Consider the following 18,317-nt stretch of genomic DNA (forward strand, 5'->3'; position numbering starts at 1 on the left):
GATGGCTGGCTACCTCAGGCTGCGCCAGATTTGTCTGGTGGCGCCAGAACTCGAGCCCGTGATTTCAGCTATCGCCGACATCATGGGCCTGAGCGTCTGCTATCGCGACGGCAATGTCGCGAAATATGGCCTGGAGAACGCGCTGCTGCCGGTTGACACCATCCTGCTCGAAGTGGTGGCACCGTTTAAGCCGGGCACGGCGGCAGGCCGCTTCATTGAGAAGACCAGCGGCCGCGGCGGCTATATGGCGATTTTCTGCTGCGACGATCCCGACGCGCGCGGCGCGCATGCCAACGCCATCGGCGTGCGCACCGCGAACGTGATCACGCACGCGCCCTATCACGGCGTGCAACTCCACCCGCGCGACTGCCGCGCCGCCTTCATCGAGTTCAACCACACCGATGGCAGCGACGATGTCCTGGGGCCTTATCCGCCGGCCGGGCCGGAGTGGCAGAAGCACATCCGAAAGGATGTGACGCAGGCGCTGACCGAAGTCGAGATGCAGAGCCCGGAGCCGCAAGTGCTCGCGGCGCATTGGGGGCGGATCCTTGAGGTGCCGGTCAGCGGGACCGAGCTACGATTGCCGAATTGCACCTTCCGCTTCGTCAACGGCGAAAGCGAGATCATGAGCGCGCTGACGTTCAAGGTGGCGGACGCGGCGAGGGTGCGCGATGCTGCAAGGAAAAAGGGACTTGCGGTGACCGGCGACGAGTTCTCGTTGGCTGGCGTCACGTTCCGGCTCGCCGCCTGAGCCACACACTCTGTCGTCATGGCCGGGACAAGCCCGGCCATGACGATCGAGAGCGGCGTTATCGCCCCTTGAAATTCGCAACGCGGCGCTCGGCGGAGGCTTTCACGCCTTCCTTGAAATCTTCGGTGGCGCGCAGCCTGGTCTGCTCGATCAGCTCATGGTTGGTGGCGGCGAGCACGCGGTCGGCGAAGTCGCTGCGCATGGTGGCGCGGGTGGAGATGAGGCCGAGCGGGGCGCACTCGGCGATCTCCTGCGCGAGCTTCAGCGCCTCGGCGCGCACCTGATCTTGCGGCACCAGCACGTTGGCGAGTCCCCAGCGATAGGCCTCCTCGCCGGTGACGCGGCGGCTGGTGTAGAACATCAATTCCGCGTTGTTCTTGCCGATCAGTTCGGGCAGCGTGAATGTCAATCCGAAGCCGGGATGGAAGCCGAGCTTGGTGAAGTTTGCCGAGAAGCGCGCCTCGGGGCAGGTGACGCGGAAATCCGCGGAGACGGCAAGGCCAAGTCCGCCGCCGATGGCGGCGCCATGGACAGCGGCGACGATCGGCTTCTTGTTGCGGAAGATGCGCACCGCCTGCACGTAGAGATGGTTGATCGGCAGATTGGCAGCCGGATCGGAGGCTGCGCGCTCTTCCTGCTCCTGCCGCGCCGGATCGTTGAAATTGGCGCCGGCGCAGAACGCCTTGCCTTGCGCAGCCAGCACGCTTGCGCGGATCTCGATGTCGCGGTCGAATTCCTCCAGCGCGTCCGCGATCTGGTTGATCAGCGCGACGTCGAAGAAGTTCAACGGCGGTCTGCGGATTTCGATCAGGCCGACGTGGCCCTGCTTCTCGACGCCGATATCGGTATATTTGCTCATGAGCGTTCCCTACAAAAATTAGCGTAACCCAAGCCCGCGGGCGATGATGCCGCGGAGCACTTCCGTGGTGCCGCCCTGGATCGTCAGTTTCGGCGCCGTCCGAAGCGCGAATTCGAGCTGCTTCTCCAGCGTCTCGCGGTTGGAGGCGGTCTCCTCGACGAAGGCGGCGAGGTCGCGCACGCGATGCGGCAATTGCTGCTCCCATACCGTGCCGATGTCCTTGACGATGGAGGCCTCCACGACCGGCTCCTTGCCGGCTTGCAGCATGCCGGCGACCGAGACCGACATGCGGCGCATGGTGTGAAGCTGCGCCACCAGGCGGCCGATGCCTTCGGCGCTGCGCGTATCAGGCTTGTCGCCGACGGCGCGCACCAGCTCGGTCAGCACGTAATAGGTCTCAAGGAAGCGCTCGGGGCCACTGCGCTCATAGGCGAGCTCTGACGTCGCCTGCTTCCAGGCGCCATCGATCTCACCGAGCACGTGATCGTCGGGCACGAAATAGTCGGTGAAGACGACTTCGTTGAACTCGAATTGCCCCGTGATCTGGCCAATCGGATTCACCTCAATGCCCGGCTGTTTCATCTTGACCAGGAACTGGGTCAGGCCATGGCGACGGTTTTCTTTCGTCGGCGGCGAAGTGCGGAAGATCGCGATCATGTAGTCGGCGATATGCGCCGAGGAGGTCCAGATCTTGCTGCCGTTGATGAGGTAGCCGCCGTCGGTCTTGGTCGCGCGCGTCTTCGCCGCGAACAAATCCGAGCCGGAATTCGGCTCGCTCATGCCGATCGCAAAACAGAGTTCGCCGCGGCAGATGCGCGGCAGGATGTCCATCTTGATATGCTCGGGCGCGTACTTCAAAAGGACCGGCCCGCTCTGGCGGTCGGCGACGAAGAAGCGTCGCGTCGGCGCGTTGGCGACCCGCATCTCCTCGGTGACCACATAACGTTCAAGGAACGAGCGCTCCTGGCCGCCATATTTCTTCGGCCAAGTCATGCCGAGCCAGCCCTTGGCGCCGACCCGGCGCGAGAATTCCGGCGCGTCGGTATCTTCGCGGTTGGGCTTGTTCGGATCAAAGGTGCCGGCGGCGATCTCCTCGGCAAGGAAGGCGCGCACCTCTTTGCGTAATTGCTCGCATTCGGGCGGCAGACGGATCGGATCGAAACGTAGGGCTGCAGTCATGGCTCTTTCCGTAAATCAGCGCGAGGCCACCAGCGGCCACAATTCGTCGGCGCCTCTGGCGGCGACACGCTTGCCGAGCTCAACCGCCCAATGGCTTTCCGAGCCGAAATCGTCGCGCCAGGCCAGCGCACGCAGCGAATAGCGATGCAGGATATGCTCCATGGTGAAGCCGATCGCGCCGTGCACCTGGTGTGCGATGGCGCCGCCTTTCTCGGCCGCCTCCGCGCAGCGGATCTTGGCGGACGCTGCTTCGAGGTACACTGCGTCGTCGAAAGAGGTCGCATTCGCAACCGCGTCGGCGGCAGAGGTCGCGGCCGCAAGCGCGGCGGCGGATTCGCCGGCGAGGCGTGCGAGATTGTGCTGCACCGCTTGGAATTTCGAGATCTTCTTCTCGAAGGCGACACGTTCGTTGGAGTAGCGCACGGAAATGTCGAGCATCGATTCCAGCGCGCCCGCGATCTGGAGGCTGCGGACCACGCCGCCCATCAGCATCAGCGTGGTCTGGTCAAAGCCCTTCGGCGCCGGCTTGATCGTGATTGGCTCGACCTTGTCCAGCGTCACGGTGTCCGAATTGTCGTAGCCGACATTGATGCCGGCCTCGATCCGGCCTTTCGCGGCATCGACCAATGCGATCGAGATGCCGCCGTTGCCATGCGCCAGCACTGCGAAATGCTTTGCCGCTTTGGCAAAGGGCACGCCGCGGGCGCGGCCGGACAGGCTGCCATCGGCATTGAGCGTGATGCGGTCCTTCGGGCTCGCGGGGACCACCGTCATCTCGCCGTCGGGGGACGTGATCTTCGCCTGCGCGAGCAGCCAGCCCGCCAGCATGGTCTCGGCGAGCGGCACCGCGATTGCAAACCGGCCCGCGGCGTTGAGCACGCCAAAGCCTTCGGCCAGACTCGCGCCGGAACCGCCGAGATCGTCCGGCACCCAGGCGAGCGGCAGGCCGGCCTCGCTCAGCGCCTGCCACAGCGGCGCTTTCCAGCTTCCCGTCGTATCACTGTTGATAGTCTGGGCGTCGGCGAGATCGGCAAAGATTTTCTCTGCGGTCTCGACGACGATATTCTCACTCTCCGCCACGGCGTTCCTCAAGCTATGGAATTTGGCACGTCTCGGACGCGCCAAACGGTCGCGCCAAGTGCATTTCGTTCTTGCGCTTTATGATGGGGAAAAGCCATAGCCCTGACAAGCGCTGTCCGCAGGGCCGCCTGCGGCCGCGGCATGCGAGCCATGTGCGGAAGGAGAAATTCCACGCAACGGAGTTCTGGCTTGTCGCCTTGGCCGCGCGATATGGTATGCCAGCGCGGGAACGTTTTGAGCGCAAAAGCTAAAGAGGGAGTGGAGTGCTAATGTCGAAGGATGGTTTGTATGCGATCGTAACGGGCTCTGCGTCCGGCCTCGGGGCCGCGACCGCGCAGATCCTGGCAAAGAGCGGTGGACGCGTCGTCGTCAACTATTCCAACAGCAAGAACGAAGCCGAAGAGACCGCCGATCTTTGCCGCAGCGCCGGCGCCGAGGTCGTGGTGGTGCAGGGCGACGTGTCGCGCGACGAGGATTGTCGGAAGATCGCCGCAGCGGCGGCATCCTGGGGCAGGCTGGATGCACTGATCAACAATGCCGGCACCACCAAGCATGTCGCGCACGACAATCTCGACGGGCTCTCGGCGGAAGATTTCCAACGCATCTACGCGGTGAACACCATCGGGCCGTTCCAGATGGTGCGCGCGACCCGACCGCTGCTTGAAGCTGGCGCGAACGCGTCGGGGCGCGCCTCGGCGGTTGTGAATGTCTCGTCGGTTGCGGGTATTTCCGGCGTCGGCTCCTCGATCGCCTATGCCGCCAGCAAGGGCGCGCTCAACACCATGACGCTGTCGCTGTCGCGTGCGCTCGCGCCGCTCATTCGCGTCAACACGGTCTGTCCCGGCTATATCGATACGCCCTGGTTCACCAAGGGCCGCGGCGAAGCCGGCGCCAAGCAGGTGCGCGACGCTGTCGTGGCGAGGGTGCCGCTGAAGGTCGCCTCAACGGCGCAAGATATCGCGCAGCTCGTCTGCTTCCTGGCGACGCCGGCCTCGAGCAACATGACCGGCGAATGCGTGCGCATGGATGCGGGAATGCATCTGATTTCGTAGGTGCATCCTCTATGTCATGGCCAGGCTTGCCCGTCTTCGCTATCGCTTCGCCGGACCGACGCTGGAGTGCCCGGCGAAGCCTTGGCGTAGCCGGGTCCCGGCCATCCACGATCTTGGCCGCGGATACGAAGAACGTGGATGCCCCGGGACAAGCCCGGGCATGACGGAGCGAGAGCAAAGCGCGCTACCGCCTGCCGGGATCGGGAATGACGCCGCTCGCCACCAGCCGGTTCCAGATGAACAGCACCACCACCGCGCCGATGGTGGCGGTGATGAAGCCGGCGCCTTGATCGGGGCTGTAATGGCCGATGGCCTGTCCGACCCAGGTCGCAAGAAACGCGCCGGCGATCCCGAGCACCGTGGTCAGGATGAACCCGCTCGGGTTGTTCGGTCCGGGTGAGAGGAAGCGCGCGATCAGGCCTGCGATGAAGCCGACGATAATGATCCAAAGAATGCCGCTCATGGCGGTCGTCCTTTCCTGAAACGAGAAATCAGCCTTTATCCGCGGCCGCAATCAAACCCGCCGCGACATTTCCTCGTCGCTCGGCAGTCGCCCGTCCGGCGTCAGGTGATTGACCGCGTCAGGCAAAAACTGGCTCAAGCCACTGAGCAGGTCGTCGCGCGATAGGCCGCTTTGCGCGGAGATCTGGTCGATCTGGTCGGCACCCAGCGCGTTGGCGAGATCGCCCGGCGCGACCTGCTTGTTTGGGCCGTTGCTGACCCAGGAATTGGCCTGGTCGCCGAGGCCGTTATCCTGCAGTTGCTTCAAGAGATCGCCGAGCCCGCCGCTCAGGACGGTGCCGGCAGCACCACCGGCGAGCAGTCCGCCAAGGCCGCCCTTGAGCAGATCGCTCAATCCGCCGCCCGCCGCACCGCCGGGCACGTTTGCTGCGACGACGTTGCCGGGCGGAGGAGCGGGTGTCTGAGTTGGCGTCGGCGCCGGCGCCTGCCGTGGGGCCTCGCCGGGCTGATTGGTGAAATGCCTGACCGCCTTCCAGGCCAGCAGTGCCAGGATGGCCATGGTCATTGGCGACATGCCGCCCTTGTCGGATTCGGCGCTCGGCGTGCTGGGCCCGCGCGGGCCATTCTGCATGCCGTTGAGTACGTCGAGTAAACCCATCGTCTTCTCCCGCGTATCTGCCCCGCGCCGAAAACATAACGGCCGCCCATGACGGTTACAAGGCACGGCCGCAGGCTGCGGCTCCGGTTCGGTAGGCACAAAATACCAAGTCTGCTATCGATTATGGTCGTGGGGTTGAACGGCGGATGAATGCTTTGGATCGACCGATCGGGATCGCCGGCGCCGGCAGCATCGGCTGTTTTGTCGGCGGCATGCTGGCGGCGAGCGGCCGCAAGGTGGCGCTGTTGGCGCGGCCGCGCGTGGTCGATGAAATCAGGGGTAACGGGCTGCGCCTGACCGGCTTCGACGGGTCAGAGCAAAGGCTTGCTGCGAACGAGATCACGCTGTCCGACGATCCCTGCATTTTTGCCGACGCCGGCACGGTGCTGGTCACGGTCAAGAGCGCGGATACCGCTGATATGGCTGACCTCATCGCGAGGCACGCGCCTGACGATGCAGTCATCGTCAGCCTGCAGAACGGCGTCGGCAATGTCGGCCTGTTGCGCCAGCGCCTACCCGGTCGAAAGGTGCTGGGCGGGATGGTGCCGTTCAACGTGGTCGGTCTCGGCGAGGGCAGGTTTCACCGCTCGACATCGGGCGCAATCGTCGTCGAACGGGATGCGGCGGGCACGGCGCAGCAATTATCGGTGCCGGGCCTTGCGATGCGCGCGACGGACAATATCGACGGCGTGCAGTGGGGCAAGCTGATCGTCAATCTCAACAACGCGCTGAATGCGCTGTCCGACATCCCGCTGCGCCGGCAGCTCGCACAGCGCAACTGGCGAAAGCTGTTCGCCGACCAGATGGCGGAGGGGCTCGCGGCGATCAAGGCGGAAGGCATTAGACCGGTGTCGCCGACGCCGATTCCGGCTGGGCTAATACCGCCGCTGTTGCGGCTGCCGGATGCGATCTTCGAGGCGCTGCTCGGGCGTACCATGAAGATTGATCCGCAGGCGCGCTCCTCAATGTGGGAAGATCTCAAGCGCGGGCGACGCACCGAGATCGATTATCTACAGGGCGTCATCACAGATATCGCCGACCGGCGTGGCCTGAAGGCGCCGCTGTCACGGCGTATCGTCGAACTGGTCAAGCAGGCCGAGGCGGCGGGCAAGGGCTCGCCCGGGTTGACGGTCGGGCAAATCCGAGGCTGATGCCTTGAAAAGGCGCCGGCCCCGCACGAATTCCAATGGGGACATGATGGAGGAGGATCGATGAGACGGATCGCCACCGCAGTGTGGTCGGTTGTGACCCTGACTCTAGGTTCAGTCGCGGCCTCCCATGCCGCGCCGCCGACGGTCGTCCCCTCACCGGGCTATGACGCACGATTGCAGGAGAGCCGCGCGGCATCGCGAGCGCCGGCCTTGGATCCGATTGCGCCTGCGCCCAAGCGGGTCGTGCCGCACCGCGCCAAGCGCACGCATCTGCGCTAAGGCACCTCGTAGCCCGGGTGCAGCGAAGCGCAACCCGGGATCTTTGCCTTAGGGGGCGGCCCCGGGTTACGCTGCGCTTCACCCGGCTGCGATTCCGAAAGGGTCAGCTCCGCTGCTTCGCCTTGGCGGGCGGCGCCGGCGGCTGCGGGGCGAAAATCTTCTTGAACTCGTTCCAGCTCGCGGAGACCCGCGGCCAGTCGCAGGAAAACGAGTCCTTGGCGCATTTGGCGGCTCTGATGCGCTCGGCCCGCTTGACCGGGCTTGCCACCGGCACCGGCACCCGCACCGTGTCGGTCCGCAATGTCACCTTCTGGACGTCCGGCTGCGGGGGCGATTGCATCGGCGGCAATTGCACTTGCGCTTCCTGCTGCTGCTTCAAGGCGAGCGCCGCGGTCATGCTCTCGCGGCGCTGCTTTTCCAGATAGCGGGCATATTCCTGGTCGATCTTCTTCTGCTCCTCCGGCGTCGGGTTGGGGCCGGAGATGTCGAATGAGCGGTCCTGCAGGAAGTCATAATAAGTGTAGCCGCCGCCGGGCTTGCGGCGGCCGGCGAATTTCGCGTTGCAGTCGCCAAGCTGCGAGGTCTTGTCTTCCTTGGTCTTCGCCTTCTCGGCGACGTCGGCGCATTCCTCGAAATCCCTCGGCGTGCCGCGCCACCATTGCGCGTCGACGCGCGCGGGCGCAAGCACGGCTGCACCGGCTGCGGCAACACTGAGCATTAGCAAACGCGAGGCGATCACAGAGGCATTCCCAGCCAGATTCGGACGGGCGAGAGAGTTAGGCGGATTGTCGTCATTTTGATGGCGCTTGTCACGGTGGAACCGTGCGTCCACAGGGTGTGGGCGAGGTCTCATAGCGCATCTGGTCACGTCTGGCTTCGACTAAAATTTTCTAGGAATTTCAAGGCGAAGGACAGCATGCAAGCTGGGGGCGTTCGTCGCAGGCGAGGCTGCCGCCTCGATTTACATAGCGGGCTTGGCTCCGGATGGAACCCGCACGACCGCGACGAGGAAGCCGCTTACCTCGCCCGGCCGCCACCGCCTTTGCCCGGCCAGGATGCGGAAGCACAGCGGCGTCAGCTCGCAACGTTCTCAGGCGGCCTTCACGGTCGCGAGGAATTTTGACACTTCATTGCGCAGCAGCTCCGATTGCCGCGACAATTCGCCCGCCGCATCAAGCACGTTCGATGCGCTGCCGCCGCTCTCCTTGGCGGCATGCATGACATCCTCGATGTTCTCAGACACGTCCCTGGTACCGACCGCCGCCTGCTGGATGTTGCGCGAGATCTCGCTGGTGGCGGCGTCCTGCTGCTCGACGGCGGAGGCGATTGCGTTCGACACTTCGCCCATCGAGCGGATCACGCCGACGATATCACCGATGGCGCTGGTCGACTCCGTGGTCGATTGCTGCATGTCGCCGATCTGCGCGGCGATGTCGGCGGTCGCCTTGGTGGTCTGCTCGGCAAGCGACTTGACCTCCTGCGCGACCACGGCAAAGCCGCGCCCGGCGTCGCCGGCACGCGCCGCCTCGATGGTGGCGTTGAGCGCGAGCAGGTTGGTCTGGCCGGCAATGTCGGTGATGAGACCGACGATGGTGCCGATCTGCTGCGCGGCGGCCGAGAGTTTCTGCATCTTGTCGCCGGCGGCATTGATTGCCGCGGTCGCCTCCGTCGCGATCCGGGCCGAATCGGTGACGCGTTCGCCGATCTCGCGGATCGAACCGGTGAGTTGCTCGACCGCGGCGGCGACTGCGTTGACATTCGTGGTAGCCTCGCGCGAAGCGACCGTGACCAGGCCGGACTTCGCCGAGGTGCGATCGGTCGCGCCTTGCAGCGATTGCGCCGACGCCTGCAACTCGGTGGATGCGGAGGCGACGATGTCGACGACACCGCCGATCGCGCCCTCGAAATCCGTCGCCAGTCGGTCCAGCGTCTGGCGCCGGTCGCGGCGTTCGGCCTCGGTGTAGACGGCGAGCGCAATGTCCATGTCGAGCAGTGCCGCGTTGACGATCGCGCGCTGCATCGCGGCCTGCCTCGCCGCCGAGCCGCGACTCAGCATGCGCGTCGGCATGCGGATCGCGACCTCGCTCACGAGATCTGACAACAGCGCATTGTAGCCGCCGATGTACCAACCCGGCTCGAGCCCGAGCTTGTTGTGAATCTCGCCGATCCGCGCCACGGATGCTTCGTAGTCGGCGTCAAAGCGCCCCTCCAGGATGATGGACCAGTGCTTCATCTGCATCTGCTTGGCATGCATCATGTGCTCGCGGCTGCGGAAGAATCGCGCGGTCTCTGCGAAGCGACTGACGTGATCGTAGAAGCGGTCAAGGATCCCGGGCAGCGCATCGATGACGAGGCTGCGCGCCTCGCGCAACAGCGCAGTGGTCTTCTGGTCGATGCGATGGAAGGCGAGACGGGTGGCAAGGCTGCCGGCGCTGTTCACAGAGTGCTCCGGATGGGGAAGGAGTAAGGTGGGACGGCCGAAAGCGGCCGCTCTGGATTTTCACGTGATTCGCGGCCGATGACCTTGATCTTGCTCAAGCAAGGCTTGTCAGCCGGTTAACTTGTTGTTCACATCTGGGGTGCGCGTATTCGCGGAAGCAGCCCTTCGATCAGGCGCCGACAGCGCGCCGGAACCCTGTCTCACGCGGATCATCCGCGAGCGGCGCCGACCGCTGCGGAGTCTGGCGATCGGCCTTTCAGTCTGCTATGAGGTGCCGAAACTCCGAGAGAGGGGTTCGCGGTCCCGTAGCTCAGCCGGATAGAGCGGCGGTTTCCTAAACCGTAGGTCGGAAGTTCGAGTCTTCCCGGGATCGCCATTCTTGCCGATGCAGGAAATCCAATAAAGACTGCGGCTTCCTCGACGTACGCGCTTCGTTCCGAGGCCATTGACGGGCACTCATCGAGATCAAGCATGTGTACCAGAATTGCGGAGTGATCGCGCGGTGATCGGATCCGTGTCCACTCCTGGCATTACCGTCGTCGCCAACTTAGAGCGTGCCGGTTCTAGACGAAACGGAATCACCCTCGATCTTGAGCTTGGTTTCCATGAAATCCAGGAAAGCCCGTAATCGTCTGGATTCCTTTCGCTTCCCCAGGAAGGTCGCGCTAACTTGCAGCGACGGGCTCTCCCAATCGGTAAGAACTCGCACGAGTCTCTTCGCTCTTATGTCGTTCTGACACATGATGTTCGGCAGAATACCCAGTCCCACGCCGCCGATTACGAGTTCTCGCGCAACGCCGATGTGATTTACCGATATGCGTCCCACGACGTCGATCACCTTGACGCCGAGGCTGCTCCGGAAAGTCCAGACCCCTTCGGCGCGTTGATGCTCGGTTACGACGCAGTCGAAATGTTCGAAGTCGTCGACACTCGATGGTACGCCCCTACGTTCGAGGAATGCCGGGCTGGCATATACGCCTCGAGTTATGCTCGCGAGATGGCGCACGCCCCCGTGGGCTTCCGGCAACGTCCCCAATTGCACGGCGACGTCGTAAGATTCGACCGAAACATCAACCCAGCGGCTGTTCGTATCGATAGCCAGATGTATGTCGGGATAGTTTACGGCGAATGCGGCAATCGCGCTGCTTAGCCATCCCGTTCCAAAGTCTACAGGCATGCTGACGCGCAGCATTCCACGCAATTCCGTTTGCATCCGGGCAGTACCCAGTCCTGCCTCGTCGATCTCGGCGGCGATCCGTTCGCAGTGCTCGTACAGGGCTTGTCCGATGTCGGTCAGGGAAAGTTTGCGGCCGCCTTTCTTGAAGAGCACGGCGCTCAGTTGGTCCTCCAGGAACATCAGCTTGCGGCTGATGGTGGATTTGGGGATGTCCAACTTCTTCGACGCGCCGCTAATGCTCCTTGCATTGACGACCTCAAAAAACAGAAGCAGCGCGTTCAGATCCAATTTTCTTGCCACGCCGACCTCCGGGCTCGCTCTACTCGTCCCATTTATGGAACGAAGGGGAAGCGAAAATGCGCTATCGTTCCGACTTTGGCAAGTTTAGGCTTCTTTCAACAGCGGAATTGCGGACTTTTCTCCTCACGCCCCTCGGCGTCGAGGCCGGAAAAGAATGAACGCGGGCGCGGTACGGGGGAGGAACGAATGATCCAGTTGACCAGGCGGAAGCTGCTCGCGTTGTCGGTGGCGTCGGTTTCCGCACCGGCGATTATCCGCAATGCGCTCGCAGCCTCGGACATCAATGTCCGCTGGGCATCGCTGCAACCCGGATTTACGGTGCTGCCCGTCCAATACATTCTCGCCAATCATCTCGGGCGCAAGAACGGAATCATTCTCCCCGATCCGTCGCCGTATACGGCCGTTTCGACCTACTACAACGACTTCACTGCGGGAAATTACGACATCTGCATCGGAAGCTGGGACACCTTCGCTGCCCGTTATCAGGCGGGCGTCCCTCTCAAGTACGTCTGTTCGATCACCGATGCGAACATGATCGCGATGCTCGCGCCGAAGGGCGGCGTCGAGGACGTCTCCAAACTGAAGGGCAAGACGATCGCGGCGTTACAGTCGACAGGCACCTACCGTATCGTGAGAGCATTGATAAAGGTGGCGTTCGGCTTCGATATGGAAAAGGACGCGACGATTCAGAACGTCGACAATCCGGCCGCGTCCGTATCTTTACTTATGGCCGATCGTGCCGATGCCGCCATATCATGGGAGCCCAATATCACGACCGGCCTGATAAGGAAGCCCGACTTGCGCGTGCTCCTGAAGGCCGGAGATGTGTACAAGAAAATATCGGGGGGCATTGAATTACCTTACTTCGGTGTCGCGATCCGTAAAGAACTGGCCGACGCCAATCCCGGGATAGCTGCGAAGATCAGCAAGATGTTCGAGGACTGCCTCTCGGGAATCAACGCCGACACGACGAAGGCGGCCGATCTCTTCGGCAGCAAAACCGGAATTCAGATCGATGTCCTGAAGGAGGCGATGAGTTCTCGCCGACTGGAGTTCGGCTATCGTCCCATGAGCGACGAGCTTTCCAGGTCGGCCGTCATGATCGCAAGCGATTTTCTCGCCAGCAACGGCCTGTTGAGCAAGCCGATCGACGAAAACTTCTTCGCCGTTTGACGCACATGCCGGAAAAGCAGATGTCTATCTCAGCCGCCGCCGGGCAATCGCGAATTCAATCTGGAGATGCAGCCAAGATCGCCAAGCCGCTTGCTGGCTTTGCCGGGGCTTGGCCCAACGCCGAAAGTCGACGGGATATCGTCGCAACCGTCGTCGTGGTCGTCCTGCTTCTTGCGGCAATGGAAGTAACCAGCCGTTTCGTTCCGGACTACATAATGCCTTCGCCGGTCGCCGTCTGGAATGCCGCGCGCGAACTGTTCTTCACCGACCCATACCATGTGGCGGTAACACTCGTCCGCCTCGCTATTTCGGTTACGATCGCAATGACGGTAGGCGTTCTCATCGGACTTGCGATGGGAATGTTCACTCATTTGCGGGCCTATCTCAAAGCTGTTGTCGTCATCGATACCGGCATTCCCGCGCTTTCCTGGATGTTGATCGCCGTGTTCTGGTTCAAGAACCCAGAGGCACGCATATTCTTCATCCTGCTGGTTATCTTGCTGCCATTCTATGCCCTCAACGTCTACGAAGGGGTGCGAGCGCTACCCAAGGAGCTCGTCGATATGATCGAGAGCTTTCGGCCCTCGCGGTGGCAGGTGCTCCGCTATCTCATTCTGCCGCACATCGTTGCCTACGTTTTCCTGACGACCAAATCCGTCATCGGATACGCGATACGAATGGTGATATTCGCGGAGCTCGTAGCGTCGGCGATCGGCATCGGCGCGCGGATGAATCTTGCTCAATCGACGTTTCGGATCGACCAGGTCCTGGCGTGGACTTTCTTCCTCGTAATCCTCAATGTGGCGCTGCAGGCATTCGTGAATGGCTTGGAAAAGCTATTCCTGAAGTGGCGCGCGGAGGCGACCGTAAGATGACCGAAGAGAACATCATCGAACTGCGCGAAGTGTCAAAGACTTTCGGAAGCTACCTCGCCGTCGACAACCTGTCTCTGAACGTCAGGCGAGGAGAAATCGTCGTTCTTCTTGGGCAGACAGGCGCGGGAAAGAGCACGGTGTTGAATCTCATCATGGGAACGACCTGTCCGAACAAAGGACAGATCAGAGTGGCGGGGTTCGATCCCTACGCGTCCTTCAAGGCGCTGAAAGGGCGTCTTTCCGTCAGCTTTCAAACCGACCGTCTCTTGCCCTGGCGCACGGCTCTCGAAAACGTCGAACTTGGATTGCTCATCCTGGGAAGACCCAAGAATGAAGCCAGAAGAAGCGCGCGGGAATGGCTGGGACGAGTGCGTCTGGACGGGGCGGACAACAAGTATGTTCACGAGCTTTCCGGCGGCATGCGCCAGCGCGTATCTCTTGCCAGAGCGCTCGCGATAGATCCTGAGATCATATTCCTGGACGAGTCCTTCAGTCAGCTCGATCACGTTACCTCGAAAACCCTTCGCGGCGACTTCCTGCAGATTGCAAGGGAATTTCGGAAGACGTGTCTACTCATCACGCACAGGATCGATGATGCGCTCGAGATGGCCGATCGCGCGCTCGTGCTCAGCCCACCCGCCAGAGTGGCTCTAGAGGTGCGCATAGACGATCAGGCCAGGTCGAGCTCGCGCGCGATGGCCGATCTGCACGCTCAGATAGCGTCCGCGATGGGCGCGGAACGATCAACCGACCATTGAACCATCGGAGACCAAGAATGAGCTACCAGGACGTGATCCTGAACCGGGAAAAAGGCTGGGTCGAAATCACGATCAACCGACCGGAAAAGCTGAACTCACTTCGCGAGCAGACCGCTGAGGAAATCCTCGGAATTCTCAATGAAGTCGAGCACCAGAGGGACGTGAGGGCAGTTATCCTTCTCGGTAGTGACAAGGCCTTCTGCACCGGCATCGACACCAGCGAATTCCAGATCACGGAGAACGGCTATTTCGACTTCTACCGCTTTCGGAAGCGAGCGCGGAAGGTGAACCGGCTGTTCAAGGATATCGGCGGCTTCACCAAGCCTCTGATCACCGCAATCGAGGGATTCGCTTTGGGAGGAGGTCTCGAACTGGCCCTGGTCGGAGACATCATCGTCGCGGGCGCAAGCGCGAAATTCGGCCTGCCGGAGATCAAGCTCGGGATGATGCCAGGCGGCGGCGGCACCCAAACCCTACCCCGACTGATCGGAAAACCTCTCGCGAAGGAGTTGATGTGGACCGGTCGACGGATCTCCGCGGCAGAGGCCGAGCGCTATCGGATCGTCAGCCATGTAACCGATCAGGGCAAGGCGCTCGACAAGGCCAGGGAGATCGCCAAGAGCATCAGCGAGAACGCGCCTATTCCGGTCATGATGACGAAGGCCGTTATTGACCGCGGCGTGGATATGTCGCTTGCCGACGGCTTCGACGCCGAGGGCGACGCATCCTTTCTTCTGTATTTCACAAAGGATCGCGACGAAGGCCTGAAGGCCTTCCGGGAGAAGCGGTCCCCCGAATTCCGCGGAGAGTGACCATGTCAGGAAAGAAGCGTGATATCGTAATCGCCGGCTATTCCGAGACCGCAATCGACTTCAAGAGCGGTCGAAGCGCATTCGATCTAGGAGGTGAGGCGCTGGCAAAATTGCTTGCGGCTACCGGCATTCCGAAGGACGCGATCGACGGCCTCTCAGTGACAGCTCCGCTAAGCGAATGTCCGAATCCGTTCTTCGCCGTCTACATGACCGAAGCCCTCGGCATCACGCCGACGTGGCTCAACTACGGAGGGACCGGAGGGTGTTCCGCTACCGGCGGCGTGGCTCGTGCCGCATCGGCCATTCGCGATGGGTACTGCGAGGTGGCCGTCGTCCTGTCGGCGGACGCGCCGAGCACCGCCTGGCGGGCGAACTACGGAGCTTATCGTTCCGAATTTCAGGACCCGCCCGGTGTTCAAGGTCCTCCTGCGACGTTCGGGCTTCTCATGAGCCGATACAACCATCAGTTTGGGATCAAGCCCGAGGCACTGGGAAAGATCGCCATCACGCAACGCGAGCACGCGCTGCATAACGACAACGCGTACACGAAGTTCAAGACACCGATCACGATGGCCGACTACGAGAAGTCGCGCGTCATCGCGGATCCGCTTCGCCTCCTCGATTGCGTCATGTTCTGCGATGGCGCGAACGCCTTCCTCGTGACGACCGAGAAGAAGGCGCGGGAGCTCGGAATCACGAAGATGGTCTATCCGACAGCATATGCCGAGGTGACGAACTTCAACGGAAGCGATCCGCTCGCGGACATAACAGAGACAGGGTTCTCGAAGATCGCGCCGATCGTGTACGGACAATCGGGGCTCGCTCCGAAAGACATCCGGATGTTCCAGCCCTACGACGATTTCACGATCGCGGTCATGATGAAGTTCGAGGATTTCGGCTTCTGCAAACGAGGGCAGGGCAGCGAGTTCACCCTCGACACCGATCTTTCCCACAAGGGGACCCTGCCTCTTAACACCGGCGGAGGCCAAATCTCCGCGGGGCAGCCGGGATTGGCCAGCGGCGGCCTCAACCTGGCCGAAGCGGTACGTCAAATGTTCGGCGAGGGCGAGGGTCGGCAAGTACCGGATCCGAGGAACGCACTCGTGACGGGTATCGGCGTAATTCCCTACGCGCGCAACTGGGGTACCAGCGCCGCGATGATTCTGGAGGCATGAAGATGGCTGACGAAAAGACCGGACGTCCCGTCCCGAAACCGTCGATCTACGTTGATACCAAGCCCTTCTGGGAGGGGGCGAAGGCCGGCAAGCTGATGCTGCAGTATTGCAAGGACACCGGGCGGTTTCAGCACTATCCGCGCCCGGTGAGCATTTTCACGGGCAGCCGGAATCTCGAATGGCGCGAAGTGTCGGGCAAGGGTACGATCTACGCGTGCACCGTCATTCGCGTGCCCGGTCCCGGTCTGGAGGGGCGCCTTCCTCTTTCCGTCGCGACGGTTGAGCTCGACGAAGGCGTACGGATCCTCGGCAACATCCTGAACAGGGATCCCAATACAGTCGCCATCGGTCAACGCGTAGAGGTCGCTTGGGATCGGATTTCCGACGACGTTCAATACCCGGCCTTCGACGTCGTTTAAGGAGCGGACATGCGCCTGGAAACTATCCTCCGTGCGCAGGCGGTGCGTCATGCGAGCAAGGTCGCATTGGTCTGCGGATCGGAAAGGCTCAGCTACCGCGAGTTGGATCGGAGAATCCGCAGCGTCGCAAACGGGCTCAGGGAGAACGGTATCGGTCCGGGCGATCGTATCGTCGTATTTCTATCCAACGGTGTGGAGGTCGTCGAGCTCTTCTTCGCCGCATTCTCGCTGGGCGCAATCGTTGTCCCCGTAACGACCCGTCTCACGTCGAACGAACTTCTGCATATATGTTCCGACAGCAGGCCCGCCGCCATCGTGTTCGAAGGCGACGGCGCTGCGATAAACAAAGTATTGCAGGCGAATCCGGATGCCGTCCGGATAACGACGGGAACGAATTGCGTAGGTGCCGTCGAGTATGCCGAACTGCGGAAGTCGGAACCGACACCGGCGCCATCCCTCCCGATCGGCTGCGATGATGCGATCATCATGTACACCTCTGGTACAACGGGCACACCAAAAGGTGCGATCATCACGCACTCGAACGTCGTCGTTCAGCATTGTTTCGTCAATGCGATCGAATGGAGAATATCGAGCGACGACGTCTATCTGGTTACAACTCCGCTCGCCCATCGAACCGGTTTCGCCCGGCTTGCCAATTCCCTGACGCTTGGCGGCACCCTCGTGGTGATGAAGAAGTTCGATTCTCGCGAGGCGGTGGACACGATTGCCAGGGAGAAAGTTAGCGTGGTCGGTATGGTCCCGACCGTATGCAGGATGCTGCTTCCGGAGATAAAGCACGATCCCGGTCGCTGCGCGTCCCTCAGGCGCATTGTCGTCACGGGCGAGGCATTCCCTGTCGAGCTGAAACGCCAGTTCCTCGCGTTGCTCCCGCATGTTCGTCTCGTGTCGTTCTTCGCGATGACGGAGGTCGGTGGTGTGACCTCCCTGTCCCATGAGGAGCAATTCGACCATGCCGCTTCGATCGGTCGCCCCACGCCTGGCGTCGAGGTCCGCATCGTCGACGACGCCGGCATCGAGGTCAAGACCGGCGAGCCCGGCGAGCTTCTCGTCCGCGTAGGCGAACCTGGGAGATATTCGGTCATGCGGGGCTACTACAACCGCCCCGAAGATACGGCGAAAACCATCAAGGACGGCTGGATCCACACCGGCGACGTCGCGAAGGCGGATGAGGACGGCTACCTCTACATCGTCGACCGCAAGAAGGACATGGTGTTGAGCGGAGGGTTCAACATCTATACCAAAGAGGTTGAGCAGGCTCTGCTCCAGAATCCGGACGTGTCGGATGCGGCTGTCGTCGGGGTACACGATGCGATCTTCGGCGAAGCCGTCGCGGCCTTTATCGAACGATGCGAAGGGACAAGTCCAACCCCCTCGTCGATCGTCGAGCATGTTCGCAATCTGGTCGCCGGATACAAAAAGCCCAAATACGTCTTCATCGTCGATGCGCTACCGCGGAATTCGCTCGGCAAGGTCCTCAAGCGAGACTTGAGGGCTCAAGCGGTCGAACTGGTCGGCAACGCCGGGGGGGCTGGAACAGAGCGCCTAGTTCCGGTTGCATTCAGCAAGGACGAGACCGATGCGCACGATGTTGTCGGAGATCTCGGCGCTCGCTGCGGTCGCCGTCAGGTTTCCGAGTAGCACAAGGGGCAGCCCAGCCGCTTGATCGTCTCCTCCATGTTTTCGCGCAGCCGATCGT

The 18,317-nt window shown here is 62.0% G+C and carries 19 protein-coding genes and 1 tRNA gene; 12 read left to right on the forward strand and 8 right to left on the reverse strand.

What is annotated here, in order from left to right; all coding sequences use genetic code 11:
- Position 1 precedes the first annotated feature (1 nt).
- Positions 2–751, forward strand: coding sequence for a hypothetical protein (locus YY7_RS0116895; protein ID WP_028164277.1), 750 nt, complete (start codon positions 2–4; stop codon positions 749–751).
- A 58-nt stretch (positions 752–809) separates the two neighbouring features.
- Here the strand turns inward: YY7_RS0116895 and YY7_RS0116900 are convergent, their stop codons facing one another.
- From YY7_RS0116900 to YY7_RS0116910, 3 genes are read right to left on the reverse strand one after another with little or no spacing between them, the layout of a single operon-like run.
- Positions 810–1,610 (reverse strand): enoyl-CoA hydratase/isomerase family protein, encoded by an 801-nt coding sequence (locus YY7_RS0116900; protein ID WP_028164278.1) that lies wholly within the window; start codon positions 1,608–1,610, stop codon positions 810–812.
- Positions 1,611–1,628: 18 nt separating this feature from the next.
- A complete protein-coding gene (locus tag YY7_RS0116905) occupies positions 1,629–2,789 on the reverse strand; it encodes an acyl-CoA dehydrogenase family protein (protein WP_028164279.1) in 1,161 nt (386 codons plus the stop codon).
- Between the two features lie 15 nt (positions 2,790–2,804).
- Positions 2,805–3,869 (reverse strand): acyl-CoA dehydrogenase family protein, encoded by a 1,065-nt coding sequence (locus tag YY7_RS0116910; protein WP_028164280.1) that lies wholly within the window; start codon positions 3,867–3,869, stop codon positions 2,805–2,807.
- Between the two features lie 269 nt (positions 3,870–4,138).
- Here YY7_RS0116910 and YY7_RS0116915 point away from each other — a divergent pair, with 269 nt between their 5' ends.
- Positions 4,139–4,921 (forward strand): SDR family NAD(P)-dependent oxidoreductase, encoded by a 783-nt coding sequence (locus YY7_RS0116915; RefSeq protein ID WP_028164281.1) that lies wholly within the window; start codon positions 4,139–4,141, stop codon positions 4,919–4,921.
- A gap of 184 nt (positions 4,922–5,105) precedes the next feature.
- On the opposite strand, the gene YY7_RS0116920 is transcribed toward YY7_RS0116915, so the two are convergent.
- Together YY7_RS0116920 and YY7_RS0116925 are read right to left on the reverse strand one after the other, a co-directional pair.
- Complete coding sequence (locus YY7_RS0116920; RefSeq protein WP_028164282.1) at positions 5,106–5,384, reverse strand: GlsB/YeaQ/YmgE family stress response membrane protein; 279 nt, start codon at positions 5,382–5,384, stop codon at positions 5,106–5,108.
- Between the two features lie 51 nt (positions 5,385–5,435).
- The gene (locus YY7_RS0116925) at positions 5,436–6,041 is read right to left on the reverse strand and encodes a YidB family protein (RefSeq protein ID WP_028164283.1); all 606 of its coding nucleotides are present in this window, start codon (positions 6,039–6,041) and stop codon (positions 5,436–5,438) included.
- 146 nt (positions 6,042–6,187) lie between these two features.
- Between YY7_RS0116925 and YY7_RS0116930 the strand changes: the two genes are divergently transcribed.
- A complete protein-coding gene (locus tag YY7_RS0116930; protein WP_028164284.1) occupies positions 6,188–7,192 on the forward strand; it encodes a 2-dehydropantoate 2-reductase in 1,005 nt (334 codons plus the stop codon).
- Between the two features lie 60 nt (positions 7,193–7,252).
- Positions 7,253–7,471 (forward strand): hypothetical protein, encoded by a 219-nt coding sequence (locus tag YY7_RS0116935; RefSeq protein ID WP_028164285.1) that lies wholly within the window; start codon positions 7,253–7,255, stop codon positions 7,469–7,471.
- A gap of 103 nt (positions 7,472–7,574) precedes the next feature.
- Here YY7_RS0116935 and YY7_RS0116940 read toward each other — a convergent pair whose 3' ends face one another.
- A complete protein-coding gene (locus YY7_RS0116940; RefSeq protein WP_028164286.1) occupies positions 7,575–8,189 on the reverse strand; it encodes a hypothetical protein in 615 nt (204 codons plus the stop codon).
- 372 nt (positions 8,190–8,561) lie between these two features.
- Positions 8,562–9,911, reverse strand: a complete 1,350-nt coding sequence (locus YY7_RS0116945) for a globin-coupled sensor protein (RefSeq protein WP_028164287.1) — start codon at positions 9,909–9,911, stop codon at positions 8,562–8,564.
- A 299-nt stretch (positions 9,912–10,210) separates the two neighbouring features.
- Between YY7_RS0116945 and YY7_RS0116950 the strand changes: the two genes are divergently transcribed.
- Positions 10,211–10,287, forward strand: a tRNA-Arg gene (locus YY7_RS0116950).
- 171 nt (positions 10,288–10,458) lie between these two features.
- Here the strand turns inward: YY7_RS0116950 and YY7_RS0116955 are convergent.
- Entirely contained in the window at positions 10,459–11,388 is a 930-nt protein-coding gene (locus tag YY7_RS0116955; protein ID WP_028164288.1) for a LysR family transcriptional regulator, read from the reverse strand.
- A 186-nt stretch (positions 11,389–11,574) separates the two neighbouring features.
- Between YY7_RS0116955 and YY7_RS0116960 the strand changes: the two genes are divergently transcribed.
- From YY7_RS0116960 to YY7_RS51865, 7 genes are all read left to right on the forward strand, one after another.
- Positions 11,575–12,561, forward strand: coding sequence for an ABC transporter substrate-binding protein (locus tag YY7_RS0116960; RefSeq protein WP_028164289.1), 987 nt, complete (start codon positions 11,575–11,577; stop codon positions 12,559–12,561).
- Positions 12,562–12,566: 5 nt separating this feature from the next.
- Positions 12,567–13,436 carry an ABC transporter permease gene (locus tag YY7_RS0116965; RefSeq protein ID WP_245287296.1) on the forward strand — a complete coding sequence of 290 codons (870 nt, stop codon included), beginning with the start codon at positions 12,567–12,569 and terminating at the stop codon, positions 13,434–13,436.
- Positions 13,433–14,194: an ABC transporter ATP-binding protein gene (locus tag YY7_RS0116970; protein ID WP_028164291.1), complete on the forward strand. Its 762-nt coding sequence runs from the start codon at positions 13,433–13,435 to the stop codon at positions 14,192–14,194. The genes YY7_RS0116965 and YY7_RS0116970 overlap by 4 nt, the downstream gene beginning before the upstream one ends.
- Positions 14,195–14,211: 17 nt before the next feature.
- A complete protein-coding gene (locus YY7_RS0116975) occupies positions 14,212–15,006 on the forward strand; it encodes an enoyl-CoA hydratase/isomerase family protein (RefSeq protein WP_028164292.1) in 795 nt (264 codons plus the stop codon).
- A gap of 206 nt (positions 15,007–15,212) precedes the next feature.
- Positions 15,213–16,181: a thiolase family protein gene (locus YY7_RS0116980; protein WP_245287297.1), complete on the forward strand. Its 969-nt coding sequence runs from the start codon at positions 15,213–15,215 to the stop codon at positions 16,179–16,181.
- A gap of 2 nt (positions 16,182–16,183) precedes the next feature.
- Entirely contained in the window at positions 16,184–16,600 is a 417-nt protein-coding gene (locus YY7_RS0116985) for a Zn-ribbon domain-containing OB-fold protein (RefSeq protein WP_028164294.1), read from the forward strand.
- Between the two features lie 9 nt (positions 16,601–16,609).
- The gene (locus tag YY7_RS51865) at positions 16,610–18,259 is read left to right on the forward strand and encodes a class I adenylate-forming enzyme family protein (protein WP_080663729.1); all 1,650 of its coding nucleotides are present in this window, start codon (positions 16,610–16,612) and stop codon (positions 18,257–18,259) included.
- Positions 18,260–18,317: the final 58 nt, after the last annotated feature.

Origin of the sequence: Bradyrhizobium elkanii WSM2783 (assembly GCF_000472865.1) — a bacterium.
Classification (GTDB): domain Bacteria; phylum Pseudomonadota; class Alphaproteobacteria; order Rhizobiales; family Xanthobacteraceae; genus Bradyrhizobium; species Bradyrhizobium elkanii_A.

Excerpts from the sequence above, each read along its gene's own strand:
- YY7_RS0116905 (WP_028164279.1), bottom strand. The coding sequence starts at position 2,789 with ATGACTGCAGCCCTACGTTTCGATCCGATCCGTCTGCCGCCCGAATGC.
- YY7_RS0116975 (WP_028164292.1), top strand. The coding sequence starts at position 14,212 with ATGAGCTACCAGGACGTGATCCTGAACCGGGAAAAAGGCTGGGTCGAA.
- YY7_RS0116985 (WP_028164294.1), top strand. The coding sequence starts at position 16,184 with ATGGCTGACGAAAAGACCGGACGTCCCGTCCCGAAACCGTCGATCTAC.
- YY7_RS0116925 (WP_028164283.1), bottom strand. The coding sequence starts at position 6,041 with ATGGGTTTACTCGACGTACTCAACGGCATGCAGAATGGCCCGCGCGGG.
- YY7_RS0116965 (WP_245287296.1), top strand. The coding sequence starts at position 12,567 with ATGCCGGAAAAGCAGATGTCTATCTCAGCCGCCGCCGGGCAATCGCGA.
- YY7_RS0116935 (WP_028164285.1), top strand. The coding sequence starts at position 7,253 with ATGAGACGGATCGCCACCGCAGTGTGGTCGGTTGTGACCCTGACTCTA.
- YY7_RS0116960 (WP_028164289.1), top strand. The coding sequence starts at position 11,575 with ATGATCCAGTTGACCAGGCGGAAGCTGCTCGCGTTGTCGGTGGCGTCG.
- YY7_RS0116900 (WP_028164278.1), bottom strand. The coding sequence starts at position 1,610 with ATGAGCAAATATACCGATATCGGCGTCGAGAAGCAGGGCCACGTCGGC.
- YY7_RS0116930 (WP_028164284.1), top strand. The coding sequence starts at position 6,188 with ATGAATGCTTTGGATCGACCGATCGGGATCGCCGGCGCCGGCAGCATC.
- YY7_RS0116895 (WP_028164277.1), top strand. The coding sequence starts at position 2 with ATGGCTGGCTACCTCAGGCTGCGCCAGATTTGTCTGGTGGCGCCAGAA.
- YY7_RS0116920 (WP_028164282.1), bottom strand. The coding sequence starts at position 5,384 with ATGAGCGGCATTCTTTGGATCATTATCGTCGGCTTCATCGCAGGCCTG.
- YY7_RS51865 (WP_080663729.1), top strand. The coding sequence starts at position 16,610 with ATGCGCCTGGAAACTATCCTCCGTGCGCAGGCGGTGCGTCATGCGAGC.
- YY7_RS0116940 (WP_028164286.1), bottom strand. The coding sequence starts at position 8,189 with ATGCTCAGTGTTGCCGCAGCCGGTGCAGCCGTGCTTGCGCCCGCGCGC.
- YY7_RS0116970 (WP_028164291.1), top strand. The coding sequence starts at position 13,433 with ATGACCGAAGAGAACATCATCGAACTGCGCGAAGTGTCAAAGACTTTC.
- YY7_RS0116980 (WP_245287297.1), top strand. The coding sequence starts at position 15,213 with ATGACCGAAGCCCTCGGCATCACGCCGACGTGGCTCAACTACGGAGGG.
- YY7_RS0116915 (WP_028164281.1), top strand. The coding sequence starts at position 4,139 with ATGTCGAAGGATGGTTTGTATGCGATCGTAACGGGCTCTGCGTCCGGC.